14 protein-coding genes are annotated in these 16,262 nt (G+C 56.9%); 4 read left to right on the forward strand and 10 right to left on the reverse strand.

Annotated features, from left to right (window positions below):
- Positions 1-252: 252 nt before the first annotated feature.
- Both AACG97_RS10005 and AACG97_RS10010 read left to right on the forward strand, forming a co-directional pair.
- Positions 253-873 (forward strand): DUF6957 family protein, encoded by a 621-nt coding sequence (locus tag AACG97_RS10005; protein ID WP_225785707.1) that lies wholly within the window; start codon positions 253-255, stop codon positions 871-873.
- A gap of 369 nt (positions 874-1,242) precedes the next feature.
- Positions 1,243-1,770: an HAD domain-containing protein gene (locus tag AACG97_RS10010; protein ID WP_197885223.1), complete on the forward strand. Its 528-nt coding sequence runs from the start codon at positions 1,243-1,245 to the stop codon at positions 1,768-1,770.
- A gap of 175 nt (positions 1,771-1,945) precedes the next feature.
- Here the strand turns inward: AACG97_RS10010 and AACG97_RS10015 are convergent, their stop codons facing one another.
- From AACG97_RS10015 to AACG97_RS10025, 3 genes are read right to left on the reverse strand one after another with little or no spacing between them, the layout of a single operon-like run.
- A complete protein-coding gene (locus tag AACG97_RS10015; protein ID WP_197885222.1) occupies positions 1,946-2,128 on the reverse strand; it encodes a hypothetical protein in 183 nt (60 codons plus the stop codon).
- A gap of 29 nt (positions 2,129-2,157) precedes the next feature.
- Complete coding sequence (locus AACG97_RS10020; RefSeq protein WP_225785706.1) at positions 2,158-3,675, reverse strand: SIR2 family protein; 1,518 nt, start codon at positions 3,673-3,675, stop codon at positions 2,158-2,160.
- Between the two features lie 39 nt (positions 3,676-3,714).
- Positions 3,715-3,918 (reverse strand): hypothetical protein, encoded by a 204-nt coding sequence (locus AACG97_RS10025; RefSeq protein WP_225785705.1) that lies wholly within the window; start codon positions 3,916-3,918, stop codon positions 3,715-3,717.
- A 265-nt stretch (positions 3,919-4,183) separates the two neighbouring features.
- Between AACG97_RS10025 and AACG97_RS27995 the strand changes: the two genes are divergently transcribed.
- Positions 4,184-4,429 carry a c-type cytochrome gene (locus tag AACG97_RS27995; protein WP_397460042.1) on the forward strand — a complete coding sequence of 82 codons (246 nt, stop codon included), beginning with the start codon at positions 4,184-4,186 and terminating at the stop codon, positions 4,427-4,429.
- A 267-nt stretch (positions 4,430-4,696) separates the two neighbouring features.
- Here the strand turns inward: AACG97_RS27995 and AACG97_RS10035 are convergent, their stop codons facing one another.
- The 6 genes from AACG97_RS10035 to AACG97_RS10060 form a co-directional block, all read right to left on the reverse strand.
- Positions 4,697-7,387 (reverse strand): hypothetical protein, encoded by a 2,691-nt coding sequence (locus AACG97_RS10035; protein ID WP_225785704.1) that lies wholly within the window; start codon positions 7,385-7,387, stop codon positions 4,697-4,699.
- 77 nt (positions 7,388-7,464) lie between these two features.
- A protein-coding gene (locus AACG97_RS10040) for an IS3 family transposase (protein ID WP_182275479.1) occupies positions 7,465-8,615 on the reverse strand; the annotation gives its coding sequence in 2 pieces (ribosomal slippage) (positions 7,465-8,381 and positions 8,381-8,615; 1,152 coding nt in all).
- A gap of 859 nt (positions 8,616-9,474) precedes the next feature.
- Entirely contained in the window at positions 9,475-10,836 is a 1,362-nt protein-coding gene (gene nhaA / locus AACG97_RS10045) for a Na+/H+ antiporter NhaA (RefSeq protein ID WP_009682098.1), read from the reverse strand.
- A 176-nt stretch (positions 10,837-11,012) separates the two neighbouring features.
- Positions 11,013-11,654 carry a 3-oxoacid CoA-transferase subunit B gene (locus AACG97_RS10050; protein WP_009682099.1) on the reverse strand — a complete coding sequence of 214 codons (642 nt, stop codon included), beginning with the start codon at positions 11,652-11,654 and terminating at the stop codon, positions 11,013-11,015.
- An 8-nt stretch (positions 11,655-11,662) separates the two neighbouring features.
- Positions 11,663-12,358: a 3-oxoacid CoA-transferase subunit A gene (locus AACG97_RS10055; RefSeq protein WP_009682100.1), complete on the reverse strand. Its 696-nt coding sequence runs from the start codon at positions 12,356-12,358 to the stop codon at positions 11,663-11,665.
- Between the two features lie 213 nt (positions 12,359-12,571).
- The gene (locus AACG97_RS10060) at positions 12,572-12,769 is read right to left on the reverse strand and encodes a hypothetical protein (protein ID WP_177433802.1); all 198 of its coding nucleotides are present in this window, start codon (positions 12,767-12,769) and stop codon (positions 12,572-12,574) included.
- Between the two features lie 1,492 nt (positions 12,770-14,261).
- Between AACG97_RS10060 and AACG97_RS28000 the strand changes: the two genes are divergently transcribed.
- Positions 14,262-14,912, forward strand: a complete 651-nt coding sequence (locus AACG97_RS28000) for a methyl-accepting chemotaxis protein (protein WP_371928193.1) — start codon at positions 14,262-14,264, stop codon at positions 14,910-14,912.
- A gap of 25 nt (positions 14,913-14,937) precedes the next feature.
- On the opposite strand, the gene AACG97_RS10070 is transcribed toward AACG97_RS28000, so the two are convergent.
- On the reverse strand, positions 14,938-16,155 hold the full coding sequence (locus AACG97_RS10070) for an amidohydrolase family protein (RefSeq protein ID WP_115293715.1): 1,218 nt from the start codon (positions 16,153-16,155) through the stop codon (positions 14,938-14,940).
- Positions 16,156-16,262: the final 107 nt, after the last annotated feature.

The following is a 16,262-nucleotide window of genomic DNA, read 5'->3' on the forward strand; positions in this document are numbered from 1 at the left end:
CTGCGATCAATATACCGCTAAATCGCAGGAGGTATGGCTGCTGAGTGAGCCTGCTCGTAATGCTCATAGATCATCGGCTGTCGCGTGATCTCCAAGGTGTGTGCGTACGGGTCTGAACGTACCGGATCAGTAGCTGGCTTCCCAGGTATGAGGTTGATCAATATGTGGTGCTTGCGTAGCAAGAGAAGCGGGCGAGACCCAATCACCGAGTCGCTGAGGGCTCTCAAAACGCTCAAGTGTGAGCATGGACGTGTGTCTGTTGATGCCACTGAGATCATCCAGCAACCGGGCTATCTGGAGGCGCGCGTCGCTGCAGCCCGGCTGATACATGCTTACGCGACCAGGGGGCAAGTGAAGGCGCCTGATCAAACTGTTCGGAAAGACAACGACGAGGAAGGACGCAAAGCCCCACCCATTGAAAGTGTCCCGGAAAAGGTAAGGAGAGTTGTGGAACCAACGCATAGGTGCTTAGAGCAGCAGCTCATATCCGACGTGCTTTTTGGGTATGCCCGAGGGTTGCCCGGTGCTGGTCTCGATGACGAAGGGCTGATAAGAGTCGCGACCCAAGAGTTCTCGGGGCGTGCGTTTCGCATAGTGCGAGGCTGGATGGTTCTCGATGTGATAGCTGATGAAGGAGTGCTCGGAAAGGGTAGCCGGGAAATGCAGCAAAGGACCGTACTCCTAGTTCAGCACGTTGTTTTTGATAGCGAAGGCAAGCAATCGGAATGGCGCGTAAGCAGCTACGGCAACCATGTGGATGGTTGCTTTTTTGAGACCCCTGAACGGATTTACGTCCTGGCCGGTCGAGGTGCTCGCCGTCATGTTAGCGCTCCTACGGTGGAGGCGCTGCGGGCTTATGGCGACGGGGATTGAACTGAAAGGGGGGAGGCGCGTCGTCCGCTGGACGATTACAGGATTGACGACCTGGTTCTGGTCGACCGGGCAATTGTTGCACTCAAGCTCTATTACAAGGGCAAGCACGCAGGGACATCTTCAGTGGAAATTGATCGTCTCAAGGCTATTGCAGATTTCCTGTGTCTGGCCATTGCGGACACCGATTTGCTCGCTAAAAGACGCATTCTGTTTACCTTCCATTGACCGAGGGTGATGCGCCGGCTTTCCAGTCATGTAGCGAATGCCGCGGTACCGAAAGGCCTCAGCTCAAGGCTGTATTGTGCATTTTGGGGGCAATGATCGAATGGTCGATGAAGGGATGAAAACGGTGGATGCAAGGTGTACGTCATGAACGATTCAATAAGGCCCCGGACGCTGAGGCCCCATCACGCCATCTTATTTCTCGATTTTGACGGTGTCTTGCATGCCGATGCGGCGTTTCGAACCAAGCATGGAATCGAATTGAGGGCGCCTGGGGCCCTCATGATGTATGCAGGTATTCTCCAGGAAATATTGCAAGACTTTCCCAGGGTTCAGATCTCCTTGTCCACCTCATGGGTTCGTCTGTTGGGATATAAACGGGCGCGCGCGGCATTGCCGCGAGGGTTGCAGGTAAGGACTATATCTGCGACATACCACTCTCGAATGCGGGATACCGCCAGGGAAGGTTACGACCTTTTCACCCGTTACGAGCAAATCTGCGGGGCGGCGACACGTGCAGGGATATCAAAATGGATCGCTTTGGATGATGATCCCGAGTTCAGCTGGCCCCTAAGCGATGACAGGTTAGTGAGATGTGATCCAGATATCGGGCTAGGGAGCGAGTCGACTCAAGCTGAGCTGCGAAGCAAGCTCAGGCTCTTAGACACTCGCTAAGTAGAGGGTGTTGAAGCGCGGCCTGTCAGCTGTCGCTGAGGCCGGTGAGCGCCTGATGGATGGATCGATGACGCCAGGGGCCGGGCTTGCAGCTGACGGATCTCTAGCGGCGCAACGCTCAAGACCGTAATCGACTACAGCAGAACACGCCTTATCAGTAGCGAAAGACGCTCCATTAATCCGGACGCCCAAGCTCATCGACATGCACCGCCGAGGCTTCCAAGGCTTGTGCCAATGCCTCAAGTGCATCAAGCAGCCGACGGTCCTCCCGGGCATCCCCGCTCGCAGGTCGGTAAGACTGACAATGCCGAAGCAGGGCATCAAGGTCGTTGTGGTTTAGGTCGAACTCGATGAACATGCATCGCTCCTTGATGGGGGTTTGTGCTGTCACTGCATCGGCTGTTCCAAGCCTTCCACAAATGTGGCGAGGTATTCTCGATCGCCGTTGGCGAAGCCGGCATTTAGTAACGGCACGCTGTATTCATCAAGCGATAGCTCTACAGCCAGGCGGCTTCGAGAATGACCATTCCATTTTAATCGCCCCAGGATCAGGTAGTGGAAATTTCCCATCTTGAGCTTCTCCTTCAGTTCAGACCGGCTGATCTCTGCCAGGCTCACCTTGCTCAGAATGCAGGCCATCTCGAAGTGCTCATAAATGACCGCTGGATCTTGCACCCCTGCAAACGTACTCGCCCAGCGGGGAAGCAAAACTTCCACCAGCCTATCGCATAACGGGCTTTCCGAGCCCGGCTTCGCCAATTCCGCCCATCCTTGGGCGCAGTCGGATTCAAAAAAGAATGGAGCGAGTACAGCCCCGATGCGTTCGGCATAATGTTCATGCACCAAAGGCGTGTTGAGTAGCCGATGCAGGTCTTGCCACCGGCCCGCTCTGGTCAAACCAAGTCCGTAACCATAGAACACCAGCGCAGCGGGATAATTGTTCAGCGCCTGCCAGTGGAAAGAACCCCTTGGGTAGCTCTGGCCCACGCGGTACATGGACTTGATGGCCTCGATCATGGAGTCTACTTCGCCACCACAGCCCCAACGTCCCAGTATGGTGCCCAAGCGCGCGAGAGGTTCTGCTGCAGCTTCACGCGAATCCACCAGATCTGGAAATGGCGGGCAAGGAGTGGGCTCACCTGTGCCTAATAACTTGGCAACCTGGTCAAGCGCGTGTCGGGTCTCAGCGCTGATGAGGTCATCCAGGCGAATCCTGTACTCAGGCTTTGCCATGAAGCGCTTGGCCATGGCGAGAGTGAGCTCCAATCCCATGGCATCTGTTTGCTTCGCTTCTTGAAGGGTTTCGAGTTTGAATCGCAAGCCTGTGAAAAAGCTGTCCGCATCACCAAAGGCCACAACCGCTCGGCGGTGGTGGATGAGCTCCTGGCCGCGAGACACTGGCTGTGCGTGGGACAGCCAGAATGTTGGGTAGCGCCGGGCAGGGGCCCGCATGAATGCTGAGCGCAGAGCGTGATCCCATTCCCCTGACCAACCTGCGACGATTAACCCGAACTCGTCAATGATCCTGTCAAGAAGCGCGTTCATAGGTTCAGGGTAATTGCTCAACTCACAGTCGGTGTTGAGAATGCGAGCATCCTTGTAATCGCCATGAATTTTAAGGATGTAGCAAGACGAATGTACCAGCGGCTCAGCGCCAATTAGCGAGTCGACGCTGCTGACGACGGTCGGCTCGATCCCAATATTGCGAAGCGAGCTTTCCATCAGCCGGTCAAAATTGGTAGTCATGATGACTCGGATATGCCCCGCCTTCACCATCGCAGCGATTGCTGTGTGAGCGGCTGTGGGAATTTTTAGACCGTCTTGCAAATCCTGCTCGCTTGGCTCAAGAAATCCCTGAATGATGGATCGGCGCTCAGTTTGCGTGCTGGCCAGTTCTTCGAGCACGCTTGAATAATGAGGCTGATGACCGGTTTGCTGAACATACTAGGTGAGCCAGTCAGATTGTTCACCCGCGCCGGCTGCAGTACCGGCACGTTTGACCAGTTCCATCGTGATCTCCCAACCTGTGGGGATGCCGGCAGCACGAGAAACTCCTGAACCGAGGAGCAGTGCATACACGCCTCGGTTTTCGATCATTGAGAACGCTAATCGGCTTGTCGCATCATCAGAGATTATCGACATGATCATCTGCCTGCTACTGGCCTGCTAGGCCAGCTAGTTGATTGAAGAAGAGTAGCTCACGATGTTCGAGTGGGGTACGAATGTACTCCTGTCTTGGAGGGGCTCTGCCTGTAGCTTGGCTGCCAACTTTTAGCAGGTGGCGGTTGTTCGGTTGCTAGCTCGGAGCGCAATCCACCTCCCTTAAGCACTGATTGGTGCTACCTCAAACCCTGCATTCATCGACGATCCCTTTTCCATTACACCAGCGGGTGATGCTGGGCGACTCAGTTGCTTGGCTGCAGGGCTTGGGCAATCTCAAACAACCGAATCGCTCCACAACCTTCAGATCCAGAGCAACCTGGGCGCTCGGGTCTATGCCGATAACTGTAAGGCTTGTCATCGCAGTGATGGCCAAGGTTATGCGCAGACCTTCCCGGAGCTTGCAGGAAACGGCGTGCTGAATGAGGAAGACCCCACCTCCGTGATAGGATCATATCCTTGGCGGGTATACCCTGGCAGGTACAGAAAAAAGCTGTGACTGCCTTTACGATGCCCGGATTCGGATGGCGCCTGAGCGACGAGGAGGTCGCCGAGGTGGTTACGTTCATCCGAGCGGGCTGGGGAAATCAGGGTAGTCAGGTGACCGCGGAGGACGTTGCGGGTGTGAGAAGCTCAATGACTTCCGCTCAACTCACTGTCCCGGGCATGGACGTGCATGAAGGTGCCATCCGTTCTTTCAAACCATAAATGGTTACCACCTTTCTTGTGTCTACCCCAAGAAATGTGGTTTCGATTCCGCTGGTAATCACTTCATCCTGAAATCGAGCAGGTGATGATAGATGGTGATTTCCTCGCCCTTGAAGCGACGCGTTTCGACGTAATGGCGAGCGGCACTTCTTCTGAGAGTCATAGGAGCTTTTTCCAGCCTGCCTCCCATGGCATCAAACCCGTGGTAATCGATCGACTCTACATGTTCCTTGTACTTTTGACACAAACCTTCAAAGTCGTCAGCTGACGTGTAGACGATGACGAAGAGTGGGCTCAACCCCACGCTGTTGTATCTGGAAAGTTTATCAAGATGGACTTTGATAGTGTTTTTGGCTAGAAAGTCACCGAGCCGGAATGCCTCAATGAGACTGATGTAGTTCTTGTGGTTATCTCGAATCAATCCGTCTAATTCACCTACACCTTTGCCCGAGCCAGAGTGACCCATCCTGGTTTGATCTGAAATTGACCAGCCTGCAAATCGCAAACGCAAATCAAGCAAAGAGGTGAGCCAGTCATTAATCATGTTCTCCTCATCCATGAGGATGACATTGGATTTTCCTTGGATTTCTTTCTTGCGTTGCAAATTGGCAGTGCGCGCAAGAAGCTCACAACAGACCTGCTCTATCGCGGAAAAAAGAAAATTATTAACTGAATCTGATGGCTCATGAAATATTTGACTGTGGGCGTATCCGTCTTTTGCCAAAATATTAAGCCAGAGAGTCCTGAGTTGTTGATGGCTCGAAATTATTTCCGGGGTGGGGGATGGAGTTACCCGGTGCACGAGACTGGAGTTCTCGTTGGAGAGTGTGGTCTCTAAGTGCGATAATTCGTCTAATATTTCTTGCGGAGCGCCTTGGTGTATGCGGATAAGGTCATCCAGGTATTTTTTCGCTTCTTCCAACCGATTGGTCTTCTTCAAGTGTTCAACACGAACCGGAGCCAGCTCGTAAGCCATGCGCTGTTGACGCGTAGCTTTTTCCCATAAGTCGCTGAAAACATCAAGGCGTGAGAGTTTCAAGCACATCTGCAAGATGTAATTGAGGTCGTGATCAGATAACCCTATGTGGCGATTGCCCGGGCGCAACGTATCGTACGTCTGCATCCACATTTCGAAGTAGGTAAGCAGCGGAGCGGGGGGTTGACTGTTTTCTGGCCACTGCAGGACTGCCTGTAGTATGCCTGTAGCATTTTCGAGTGAAGGATTACTTCTTAGTAAATTAACGAAGCTGGATAAAGCTTTGGTGCTGTCTAGCTCAATATTGAGTAATGAGATCAAGTACGCTTTGTAAGCTGTGACCTCCTTGGCGACCTGCCTATGATTGTGCTGGGTCGCATAGGCCCGAAGTGCTTCAAGCTTGTCGTCATTCTGAGTGGTATTGTCATCAAAAATTGCCTTGAGTTCAATCTTGGAGGCGATTTCTTCAATCTGATTATTGAATGTTTTGTGTGCGTGTTTTTTAGCGAATTGGAGAAAGTGGAGGGCAATTTTAGTGTTACCACTGTTGATGGCCTTAAGAATTACGTCAATTACCTCGGGCATCCAGTTGGGTTGTTCTGAGCTGAGATCAAGTTTGTTCAAGACGTCCAGAATCTGCTTTTTATATCCATAGGGTGCAGATTTCTCCAGTAGGGTCAGCAGAGCACTCACAGGCGCATTACAGGAATCCAGCATGGCTAAAAACTTTGTGAATTCTTCTGGGGTGAATTCGTTGGCCATGTCGCAGATCGAAGGCCACAGCCGAATGGGGCTGTGGTTGGACTTGTCATACATGTGGTCAAATCCGCCGAGGAACGCGTCCTGGGTAAACCCAAAGCGTCGGATGATTAACACTATTGCAGGCAACACTTCTGTACGATCGTTCTGTGACACCTTGGCCATGAGGTTGATCAGTAGGCGTAGGTGGGTTCGAGCTGAGAAAGCTATGCTGCGCTTCTTGTCAGAATCGTCCTTCTGCTCAAGCAGTTTGCTTTCATCCAGCAGATGTATGAGGCGCATTTGGCTAAGCCGGGATGCCATCTCGAATGCTCGATGCCAATCAAATTCTTCGATGGCTATGCCGTCATCACAAGCTGTGAAGGGCCCGTTAGATCGCATCTCCATGAGGTCAAGGTAACTGTCAATTATCACCTGGCCTATGACTGCCGGAGTCATTGATGTGTATTCCGGTGCTTGCTTACTTAGCCAGTCGAAGCACCAAAATAGTATCGACCATTCACCCAGCGGCGCTGTTCCATCCTGTATTGTGGCCGCTAGGCTGGCTCGGACGGCCTTGAAAATGCCAGAGAGGTTATTGTCAATAAGGGACTGATGCTGGCCATTGGGCCCGACATATTGCAATCTCTCTATGACATGTCTAAGGCCGGGCAGCTTTGTCTCGGTGATGGATTTGTGCCGCGAATTGTGGCCCAGTTCATTCTGCGAGAACCACACAACCATCTCACAAATATTGGTCATGCAACACTCAATATCTGCTTCGTTCAGATAGATGTCGAAGCTCTCTGTGAAGATCTCGATAGCTTGCATCCACAAAAGATCGTTCCACTTTGTTTCGTAGTCGACATTCTCTGAAATGGCGCGCGTTGACCTTCTCAAGGTTTTGTAGATGCCTATCAGGCCAATATGACTGGTGGTCCACTGAGAGAGCAGGTAGCATTGATAAGGCGGGTAGTCGTGATGCTGGAAAAGGATTTTGACAAGCTTTGGCAACGATTGACTTACTTCAATCATTTGGCGAGTCAATGGGAAACTACTGTTTTTGTAAAAAAGGTTGTTTTCACTCCGAATTATGAATCGCCCCTGGTTTCCTAGACACTCTCCAAGCTCAGGAAATAGCGTTTCTCATATTCTATTGGAGACAGCTGCATAGCACTGCTGTGTCGGCGTTTAGGGTTATAGAACATTTCGATGTAATCGAAAATATCACTTCGGGCTTCTTCACGGGTTGTGTAGATCTTTCGTCGGATTCGCTCCCGCTTCAAAAGCTGGAAAAAGCTCTCGGCTACGGCATTGTCGTGGCAGTTTCCCCGCCGGCTCATGCTGCTGATTACATTGTTAGCCTTCAAGAAGCTTTGCCAATCTGAGCTACTGAACTGACTACCTTGATCTGAGTGAATCATCACTTGCTGCTGTGGCTTGCGTCGCCACACAGCCATCAACATTGCGTCGATAGCCAGGTCGCTGCACATCCTTGGCTTCATTGACCAACCAATTACTTGGCGTGAGAACAGATCCAGCACTACCGCCAGATAGAGCCATCCTTCATAGGTGCGGATGTAAGTGATATCTGTCACCCAGACCTTGTTCGGCTCACTGACCTTGAACTGCCGCGCGAGGTGGTTGGGCGAGGCCACTGTTGGTTTTCCACCGTAAAACCCTGGACGCCGCCGATAGCCCGTTTGCGAACGCAGCCCCTCCGCCTGCATCAAGCGCCCGACTCGATTTCGTCCGCATTCCTCTCCCAGCTCACGTAGGTCATCGTGAATTTTGCGGTAGCCGTATACACCTCCGCTTTCTAGCCAAGCGTGTTTGATCAAGCCAAGCAGACGTTGATCTTCTTTTGCTCGGGCAGATTGAGGCTCGGCCAGCCAGGCGTAGTAGCCGCTGGGGTGCACCTTGAGGGTTTGGCAAAGGCGCCGCACCGGGTAATCAGTCGAGTGCTTCTTGATGAAGGCGTACTTCAGCCGCACTCCTTGGCAAAGTACGCGGCGGCCTTTTTTAAGATGTCTCGCTCTTCCGTCACGCGCTTGAGTTCAGCGCGCAGCTTGCGCAGTTCGGCCTGCTGATCGTCGTCTTGCTGACGCTGCTCTTGGGGCTTGCTGTAGACCTTGATCCAGGCGTAAAGGCTATGCACGGACACGCCCAGGCGCTGGGCGACATCGGCGACGGGTTTGCCTTTCTCGGTCACTTGCTTGACCGCTTCGATCTTGAATTCTTCGGGGTAACGCTGACGACTCATGGCACCTCCTATTTGGGCCTCATTATGAGGCTTGGAGGTGTCTACGAAACCAGGGGCGATTCAGTCAGAGGCAAGCCGCCCAGTGTCTGGGGTCTGGCAGAGAATGTAGGGCCTCAGCGTTCTGCGAATCCCTGCAGCGAGAGTGCTTTCTGCTCCAATGCCTGGATGTCCCAAGGCAGCTCCGGCATTTCTCAGTTGGAGTTAAAAAAATAGGTAATTTCGGTAATCACCCCTTGTCGATCGCCTCCGAGGCCACGGAATTCGTGGCTTGTAGCGATTACTAAAAAAGGTAAGAAAAGGTAAGTGAAAAGGTAATTTTTTGCTAACCCATTGATTTTACTGGGGTTGAGTATTCCCCGATCCAACCAATGGTTTGGGTAATTGGATTACCTACTGATTACTAAAAAATTACCTTTATGTATTTCTCTCAAGCCGTTGATTTACAAGGGTTTCACGGCTGTTTTTAAAATCGATTACCAAAATTACCTTTTTTTGATGGGTCAACATGAAATGGAAAATCTCCATGGGGGAGGGGTGGCAGGGTGACGCCTACAGAAGAGCTGGGAACACTATGGGAACACAGATGCGCGCTCACCCGCTCTCTACCTCACGTAAATCAAGGCCTCCAGCCGTGCTAGCGCCAATACGTTGAGTTCGAATCTCTACGCTTCCGCCACTATTTTTCATCAAAGCCCTGATTTTTCAGGGCTTTTTTGTGGCTGATGGTTTTTCGCCTCATGCTCATGCCAGCATCAGCGGCGTCGGCTGCTCCTGTGTATTAAGAGGGGCCGTCGAACCTGTCCTGGCCAGGGCATTTCAGCCCCGGCCAGCCCGGCAAAGCGGCCCAGTGCAGGCGCTGCTAGGTTGACGAACCCAGGTTGCCTGCAGGGGCTGCACGGCGCACGCTACATACGCCCCAGGTCAGCCCCAACACCGCCGCGATCACCGAGGCCGATAGCACGCCAAGTTTGGCTGCCCCCAGTGAGCCGGGGTCGACGAACGCCAGGTTGGCGATGAAGATCGACATGGTGAAACCGATACCGGCCAACAGGCCCACCAGCGTGATGCTGCGCCAGTTCACCCCGGCGGGAAGCGCGCACCAGCCCAGGCGTACCATCAACCAGCTGACGCTGATGATGCCCAAGGGCTTGCCTGCGACCAAAGCGACTATCACGGCGATCATGACCCATTGTGGGCCCGCCGCAGACAGGTCGACCCCAGCCAGGCTGACCCCGGCATTGGCCAGGGCAAACACTGGCATGATGCCGTAGGCTACCCAAGGGTGCAGCGTGCCTTGCATCCGCACCACCGGCGGCAGCAGTTCGCGCTGTGCCAGGCGCAGGCGTTTCAACGGGTCGATGAGTTCGCTGGCATCGCGCTCTGGTGCTTTGGCGCGGCCCAGCAACTCGTTGGTGAAGCGGCTAATGGCGTCCAGAGGGCGCTCACGCATCGGCATGGCGGCTACCGGGGTCATCAGCCCGAGCACAACGCCGGCGAGGGTCGGGTGGGCACCGGTCAACAGGATGCCTAGCCAAACGATCGCACCGGGCACGATATAGGCGTAGGCCGATCCCACACCAATCTTCTGCAGCGCGATTACCATCAGCAGGCCGATCGCCGCGACGCCGAAACCGCTGTAGTCGAGGCCACCCGAGTAGAAGACCGCGATGATCAGCACAGCGATAATGTCATCGATGATCGCCAGGGCAAGCAGAAACACACGTACGTTGGACGGAATCGACTTGCCCAGCAGGGCCAGTACGCCTACCGCAAAAGCGATATCGGTGGCCGTTGGCACTGCCCAACCCTGATGGTCGGCTGGCGAATGAACGATACCGAGGTAGAGAAGTGCCGGTGCGATTACCCCGCCGACAGCAGCGGCCATGGGCAGCATGGCCTGGCGCAGGCTGGCCAGGGCGCCCTCGTGGATTTCGCGGCGGATCTCCATGCCCACCACCAGGAAAAAGATGGTCATCAGCCCATCATTGACCCAGAAATGCAGGGACTGCGAATACACATACGAGCCCACGCCGAACGTTATCGGGGCATGCCACAGGGCCTCATAACTGTGTGCGGCAGGGGAATTTGCCCAGATCAGGGCGGCGACAGCGGCAACCAACAGGACGATGCCACTGACTGCTTCAATATGCAAAAAGCGTTGAAGGCTGGCCAAGGCGCGCTCGGCCACTTTCTGGGCGCGAGGCAAATCTGTTTTAGGCATAGGCGCAAGTACTCCCGCATGGCGGCCCGACCTGCGCTGTTCTTTAACCTGCCTCACTGCACCATGCAGCAGACACCCGGGCGCTAGTCTACCGAATAACCGCATTCAGATGAACCCGAATGCGGTTATCGATCATACGCCGCGGGGTTGCCTGTACAGCGGGCGCCTGCGCTCGATCACTGGATCAGTGGCACACCGCTGAGTTTCTGCAGTTCATCGAAGTCGATGTCTGCGCATATTTCGATCACTTTCAACCCATCAGCCGTAACTTCCAGCACTGCCAGGTCGGTGTAGATACGGCTGACGCAGCCAATACCGGTCAGCGGGTAGGTGCATTCAGGCACCAGCTTGCTTTCGCCTGTCTTGGTCAGGTGGTCCATCATCACGAACACCTGGCGCGCGCCGGTGGCCAGGTCCATCGCGCCGCCCACCGCCGGGATCGAACCCTCGGCGCCGGTGTGCCAGTTGGCCAGGTCGCCCTTGACCGAAACCTGGAAGGCACCCAGTACCGCGATGTCCAGGTGGCCACCGCGCATCATCGAGAACGAGTCGGCATGGTGGAAGAAAGCGCCACCGGTCAACAGCGTCACGTGCTGCTTGCCGGCATTGATCAGGTCATCGTCTTCTTCGCCCGGGGCCGGGCTAGGGCCCATGCCCAGCAGGCCGTTTTCGCTGTGCAGGAATACTTCCTTGTCACCCAGGTAATTGGCCACCAGGGTTGGTGCGCCGATGCCGAGGTTTACGTAGGCACCTTCCTGAATGTCTGCGGCCACGCGCTTGGCCATCTCGGTACGGGAGAGCTTTTTGGTGATGGTCATGGCAGGCCTCATTCAGCGGTGGCAAGCGAAGCAGCGCTGGTGCCGGTGACGGCGACGACGCGCTGGACGAAGATACCCGGGGTGATGATGTGTTCCGGGTCCAGTTCACCCAGTTCGACAACCTGGTCGACCTGGGCGATGGCCGTCTTGGCGGCCATGGCCATGATCGGGCCGAAGTTGCGCGCCGCCTTGCGGTAGACCAGGTTGCCCCAACGGTCGCCTTTGTGCGCCTTGATCAGCGCAAAGTCGGCGTGCAGCGGCATTTCCAGCACGTACATGCGGCCGTCGATTTCACGGGTTTCCTTGCCTTCGGCCAGCAGCGTGCCGTAGCCGGTCGGCGAGAAGAACGCACCAATGCCCGAGCCCGCTGCGCGGATACGCTCGGCCAGGTTGCCCTGAGGTACCACCTCCAGTTCGATCTTGCCGGCGCGGTACAGTTCGTCGAACACGTACGAGTCGGACTGGCGCGGGAACGAGCAGATCACCTTGCGCACGCAGCCGGCCATCAGCAAGGCTGCCAGGCCGATCTCGCCGTTACCGGCGTTGTTGCTGATGATGGTGAGGTCGCGGGCGCCGGTGGCGATCAGGCCATCGATCAGCTCGGACGGCATGCCGGCAGTGCCGAAGCCACCGACCATGATGGTCGATCCGTCGGTGATCCCTTCCACCGCGCTGGCGATGGACTCGTACGTTTTATTGATCAAGGCGAGCTCCTGGTTGTTCCTGGAGTTGGAGTTGTCGGGCTGGCCGGCGCCTTTAAAGCGGTGGGCCTGTCAGCATGTGCAATCGCTTGCTGACTTTGGCCATAGCGTGCCGCAAGACAGGGCTACAGTAGAGGGGGTTTGGCGGAATTCGTGCGATTATCGAACTGTTGTGCGATCTGCGAGCATCCCGAACGGCGGCGCAGTCCCGTGCGCTCAGGGGCTTGGCGCCTCACTTTGCACCTGAATGGTGCTACCCGCCACCCGAATGGTGTGTTTTTGCACCGTTAGCGGGCGGGATGCGGTGGTAGACCGTGATTCTACCCCGATGCCTCTATTGGCCTGCGACTTGCTATCAAATTGCCATTCGATGTCGCGTATGGTGAAGATAATGTCGCTTTCCAGTGCTTCCATGCAGTTGTCATCCCAAGAGAAGGGCTGGCTGCCCTGGTTTGGCAGAACCGGCAAGTTCAGCATGGGCTGGGCATGTCACTTGAACCGGGCAAATTATCCGCAAATCGAGCAAACCTTCGAGGCCATTGCCCAGACCCGCGTCCGTTTGCTGCAGGAGTGGGCGCACGAACAGTGGGAGCACCTGGCCGAGCTGGCCGAGCAACTGGCCCCCGGCTTTGACCGGCTGGGCAGCGCGCAATTGCAGGACAAGCTGGCCCAGGCCGAGGACTTCTCCGAGCTGTTCGTCGTCGACCCCACTGGCAAGGTGCTTGCCTCGACCTGGCCGCAACGGGCAACAGCGCCAGTCGAGCACACCCGTGCGCTGGCGCAGGGGCTGAAGGCGCCATTTTTGCACGGCCCCTATTGCGACCCGCTGACCTTGAGCATCGGCCCGTCCTCTTCGCGCTTTCACGATGAGGTAACCCTGATGTTCTACCAGCCTGTGAAGGTTACCGGCAACGTCGTGGGTTGCCTCTGTGGTCGCGTACCCAACGATGTGCTGGGCGATTTGATCCAGCGCGAGGCTGGGCATATTTACGCCGAATCGGGTGACAACTACCTGTTCATGGCGCAGTCGCGCTTCGACCCGACGATCCAGCCGGGTACGGCGTTGTCGCGCTCGCGTTTCGAGGATGCCACCTTCACCCACGGCGAGAACCTGAAAAACGGCGTTCACACGGCGTGGGGCACCGTGCAGGTGCAGCGCCATACCGAGCTGGAGCTGCGTTTCACCGACCCATCCACCCGCGAGCTGCACCCGGGGGTACGCGAAACCATCCGTTGCGGCGCCAATGTGTTCGTTACCTACCCCGGGTATTCCGACTACCGCCATGTGCCAGTGGTGGGCAAGGGCGTGACCTTCCAGCTGCCGGGCTCGCCGGACCGCTGGGGAATGATGTGCGAGGCAGACCTCGAGGAAGTCTACCGGCGCCGCTCGCTCAGTTATGGCTTGATGAAGCCCTACCTTGCGACGATGGTCGGCCTGTTCGGTTGCAACTACCTGGTGCAGCACTACGCGGGCCTGCCGCAGGGCCTGAACGAGGTGGTCGAAGCCTTGGCCATGCTCGCCGCCGCGGTGCTGTTCGGCGTGCTCGGGCCGCGCCGTGTGGCGGCGCGCCTCAATGGCATGAGCAATGTGCTGCGGACCATCGCCGAGGGTGAGGGCAACCTGCGCCAGCGGCTGGATACCCACACGGTGGGCAACGATGAAAGCGGCGACATGGCCCGCTGGATCAACAGCTTCATCGACCGCCTGGATGCAGTGGTAGGGCAGGTGGTCAAGGCCAGCCACACGGTGGGCGTCACCAACCAGATGATGCTGGGCCGTAGCCAGGATGCCAGCGTCACTTCGGCTGACGTGGCCGAGGCCGTGCATCAGATGATGATCATCATGGAAGAGCAGTTGGGCGAATTGCAGCAGGCCTCGGTCAGCGCCGAGCAGATGAAGCAGGCCATGGACGAAGTGGTCACCCGCGCCCGCGAGCAGTTCCAGGCGGTGCAGGCCGGTACGCAGTCGATCCGCGACGTGGTGGCGCGCTCGTCCTCCAGTGTGCAACGCCTTGACAGCCGCATGGTCGAGATCGACAACATCACCGGGTTGATCAGTGACATTACCAACCAGACCAACCTGTTGGCGCTCAATGCTGCGATCGAGGCGGCGCGCGCTGGCGAGCACGGCCGTGGCTTTGCCGTGGTGGCCGACGAGGTGCGCAGCCTGGCGGCGCGAACGGCGCGGGCTGCCGATGACATACGCACCATGGTCGAGAGCCTGCAGGGTGAGACCCGTCAGGCCGTGAGTTTCATGGAGCGGGGCGTGCAGGACGTGGACAGCAGCCTGCGCCTGGCCGAGGACGCCTCGTCCGAAAACGTGCAACTGCACCAGGCGGTGGAGGGTATGTTCGCGATCATCCAGCAGCTCAACCGGCGCAGCCTGGAATATGGCAAGACCATCGAGCAGGTCAACCAGTCTTCCCAAGAGATGCGTCAGACTGCGGTGGTGTTGCAGAGCAGTGCGCAGAAGGTGCGGGTGGATGCCGGCAAGTTGCAGAAGCTGGTCGGGCAGTTCGAGACCAGCGAAGAGGGCAAACGGGCGGCTGCCGCTTGAGTGCCGAAGCTGGCCAGGGCTGTTGTCAGCGCCGCAGTTCGGCAGCGAATTGGCCAGCCTGCAGGTGCACCTGTGCAGGCCCGCCCCAGAACGCGCCGTGGCGGACGATCACCCGTTCATGAATGGCAGCCGCCACCGCGGCCGCCGCATTGGGCGCCCTCAACAACACGAAGCTGGCCTCGTTACCTAGGTGCAGGCCGTAATCCTGCTTGCCCATGACCGCGGCACTGGCCTCGGTCGCCATCTGCAGCGCCACCCGCAGCTCTTCGTCGGTGTTGAACCCCGAGCGGTAACCGACCAGCATCGCCCGCTGCAGCATGTCGCCATTGCCATACGGCCACCAGGCATCCTGGATGTTGTCGTTGCCGGTGAACACCTGCACACCCCCGGCGCGCAAGCGCAGCACTGGCGGAAAGGCCCGGTCGCCCGGGGCATTGGTCATGATCGAGATACCTGCGCCCGCCAACGCCTCGGCGGTGTGGTCGACCACCGCGTCGGTGACGTCGCCCAGGCCGTAGGCGTGGCTGACCGCAACCAGGCCTTGCATGCCCAGGGCCTGGGTGCGCGCGGCAATGCGCTGAAGTTGGGCGATGCAGATATCGCCGGGTTCATGCAGGTGGATATCGACTTTAACGCCATGCCGCTCAGCGATGCCGAAGACGATATCCAGCTGGGCGTCAGCGTCGCCGTCCAAGGTGGTGGGGTCGATGCCGCCAACCACCTGAGCCCCTTCGCCGATAGCGGCCTCCATGACCTGGGCGGTGCCAGGGCAGGTGACCACGCCGGCCTGGGGGAAGGCCACCAGCTCGATGTCGAGCAGGTGTTTCCAGTTGTCCCGGGCTTCGAGCATGGCGTGCAGGTGACTCAGGCCGGTGGTGGCGTCCACGTCCACATGGCAACGCATGGCCAAGGTGCCGTACGCAGCTGCCTGACGCATCAGCGCGTCGGCGCGCTCGATGATGGGCGGTGCGCTCGCCAGCTCACGTTTTTCCACGGCCAGGCGCTCGCGCAGGCTGGCGACAGGTTGGTGCGGGCGCCAGCGATCACCCACGAAGCTCTTGTCCAGGTGAATGTGGCCATCAACGAAACCCGGCAATACCAGCAAGCCTTCCAGGTCGATCGTTTCGCGGGCCGGGGTGCTGGCGCGCTGCGCGCCAATGTGGCTGATGCGGCCGTTGCTGACAGCAATGTGCAGGGGCAGGCCATCGGCATCGATGGCATTGATGAACTCACGGTCGTTCATGGAACTGGCCTTTTCTACTGGGGCTTGGTGGCTTGCCACGGTAAGGCGGATGAGCGCTTGCCTCCAATTAATTATCAGGATCAAGGCCAGTGGAATTGTGGATGCGG

The sequence above is a fragment of the Pseudomonas sp. Nvir genome, assembly GCF_963778085.1.
GTDB classification, from domain to species: Bacteria; Pseudomonadota; Gammaproteobacteria; order Pseudomonadales; family Pseudomonadaceae; genus Aquipseudomonas; species Aquipseudomonas juntendi.

Coding starts and splice junctions, on each gene's coding strand:
- AACG97_RS10010 (WP_197885223.1), top strand. CDS start 1,243: ATGAACGATTCAATAAGGCCCCGGACGCTGAGGCCCCATCACGCCATC.
- AACG97_RS10015 (WP_197885222.1), bottom strand. CDS start 2,128: ATGTTCATCGAGTTCGACCTAAACCACAACGACCTTGATGCCCTGCTT.
- AACG97_RS10025 (WP_225785705.1), bottom strand. CDS start 3,918: ATGATCATGTCGATAATCTCTGATGATGCGACAAGCCGATTAGCGTTC.
- AACG97_RS10035 (WP_225785704.1), bottom strand. CDS start 7,387: ATGATTGAAGTAAGTCAATCGTTGCCAAAGCTTGTCAAAATCCTTTTC.
- nhaA (WP_009682098.1), bottom strand. CDS start 10,836: ATGCCTAAAACAGATTTGCCTCGCGCCCAGAAAGTGGCCGAGCGCGCC.
- AACG97_RS10050 (WP_009682099.1), bottom strand. CDS start 11,654: ATGACCATCACCAAAAAGCTCTCCCGTACCGAGATGGCCAAGCGCGTG.
- AACG97_RS10060 (WP_177433802.1), bottom strand. CDS start 12,769: ATGGAAGCACTGGAAAGCGACATTATCTTCACCATACGCGACATCGAA.
- AACG97_RS28000 (WP_371928193.1), top strand. CDS start 14,262: ATGGACGAAGTGGTCACCCGCGCCCGCGAGCAGTTCCAGGCGGTGCAG.
- AACG97_RS10070 (WP_115293715.1), bottom strand. CDS start 16,155: ATGAACGACCGTGAGTTCATCAATGCCATCGATGCCGATGGCCTGCCC.